The following is a 1,988-nucleotide window of genomic DNA, read 5'->3' on the forward strand; positions in this document are numbered from 1 at the left end:
CGGCGCCGGCGAGGGCGTTGACGCCGGTGAGGGTGCCGGTCTTGGCGCGGACGAGGCCGGCGCCGTCGCCACCCCGGACGGCCGCCTGCTCGTCTTCGCCTTCCTGGCCGACGGCACCCCCGCCCCGGACGCCGCCCAGCGCGCCCTGGACGACCTGGCCGCCGCCCTGACCCGCTGACATCCCGCCGCGGAGGTCCTCGTCCCACCCCTCCCGGATCGCGGCCGAGCACGTACGGTTGACGCATGACGAGCATCGGTGGTGCCGAGATGGTCGACTGGAACCTCGCGGTCGCGACCGCGACCCGGCTGGTACGCCCCGGGCCAGAGGTGAGCCGCGACGAGGCGCGCGAGGTCGTCGCCGAACTGCGGCGGCACGCCAAGGCGTCCGAGGAGCACGTCCGGGCCTTCACCCGGATGATCCCCGACGGGCACGAACCGGAGGACACCCCCGTCCTGGTCGTCGACCGGGCCGGCTGGGTCAAGGCGAACGTCGCCGGCTTCCGCGAACTGCTCAGCCCGCTCCTGGAGAAGATGCGCGAACGCCGCTCCGGCACCCCCGGCGGCGCGGTACTCGGCGCGGTCGGCGGCAAGGTCACCGGCGTCGAGCTCGGCATGCTGCTGTCGTTCCTCGCCTCCCGCGTCCTCGGCCAGTACGAGACCTTCGCCCCCGCCAGCCGCGAACTGCCCGCCGGCGCCACCGGCGGCGGCCGGCTGCTGCTGGTCGCGCCCAACATCGTGCACGTCGAGCGGGAACTCGACGTCGACCCCCACGACTTCCGGCTCTGGGTCTGCCTGCACGAGGAGACCCACCGCACCCAGTTCGCGGGCGTGCCCTGGCTCCGCGACCACCTGCGGAACGAGATCCAGTCCTTCCTGGCCGCCACCGACATGGACCCGGTCACGGTGCTGGAGCGGCTGCGGGAGGCCGCCCAGGCGCTGGCCGGGGCCCGGCCCGAGGGCGAGCGGGACGAGGACGGCCGCTCCCTGGTGGAGCTGGTGCAGACCCCCGAGCAGCGCGAGGTGCTCGGCCGGCTCACCGCCGTGATGTCCCTGCTGGAGGGCCACGCCGACTTCGTGATGGACGGCGTCGGCCCCCAGGTCGTCCCCTCGGTCGCCGAGATCCGCGAGAAGTTCCAGCAGCGCCGCCAGCGCGGCGCCTCGCGGCTCGACCTCGCCCTGCGCAAGCTGCTCGGACTGGACGCCAAGCTGCGCCAGTACCGGGACGGCGAGCGGTTCGTCAGCGCGGTGGTCCAGCAGGTCGGCATGGACGGCTTCAACCGCGTGTGGACCTCGCCCAACACCCTGCCCACCAAGGCCGAGATCGCCTCCCCGGCCGACTGGGTCGCCCGGGTGCACCGCAAGTCCGAGTGAGCGGTCGGCAGCAGGCGGAAGCGGACGGAAGGGGGGCGTGCGGGCGCGCCGCGACGGGGATCGCGACGGCAGGTTCACGCCCTTCCAATCACCCGTCCGAGGGACCGTGAGGAGCGGGTAGGCGTGCGATCCTCGGGGGAAAGGCCCAGTTCTGTCACCATCGACGCACTCTCCGTCACCATACGGGACCGGAGAACGGAGCGGCGCATGAGTGACCGAACCCCCCGTCCCGGCCGTTAGCACGTGGCCGAGGCACTCCACCGAGGCACCGAGGCTTCCCCCAACCCCACACGAAGGGCACCGGACATGGGTCCCCATCCAGCGGTCGCGGCGATACGCCTGGCGGTCCGCCGCGTACTCCACGACGTCCTGAACGCCGACGCACTGGACGGCGGTGTCCCGCACGCCGGCGCGCACGGCGCCGGCGCATCCGACGCCGACGCGTCGAACGGCGGCGCGCCGAGGGCCGGCGCCCGCACCGGCGCCGTCCCCCCGGCCGCCACGCGCCCGTCCTCCCGTACGGACACCCGCGCGGAGGTACGCGCGGACGTGCCCGCGCACGGCGACCGCCCGTCCGGTCCCCGCACCTCCGGCACCGCCCCCACCACCTGGCAGAC

1 protein-coding gene and 1 pseudogene are annotated in these 1,988 nt (G+C 74.5%); both read left to right on the forward strand.

Annotated features, from left to right (window positions below; genetic code table 11):
* Positions 1–243: 243 nt before the first annotated feature.
* Positions 244–1,371, forward strand: a complete 1,128-nt coding sequence (locus tag C6N75_RS29715; protein WP_105871929.1) for a zinc-dependent metalloprotease — start codon at positions 244–246, stop codon at positions 1,369–1,371.
* Positions 1,372–1,677: 306 nt separating this feature from the next.
* Positions 1,678–1,988: pseudogene (locus C6N75_RS30335) on the forward strand (tRNA lysidine(34) synthetase TilS); the annotation flags it as partial.

The sequence above is a fragment of the Streptomyces solincola genome (assembly GCF_002982015.1).
Lineage (GTDB): Bacteria > Actinomycetota > Actinomycetes > Streptomycetales > Streptomycetaceae > Streptomyces > Streptomyces solincola.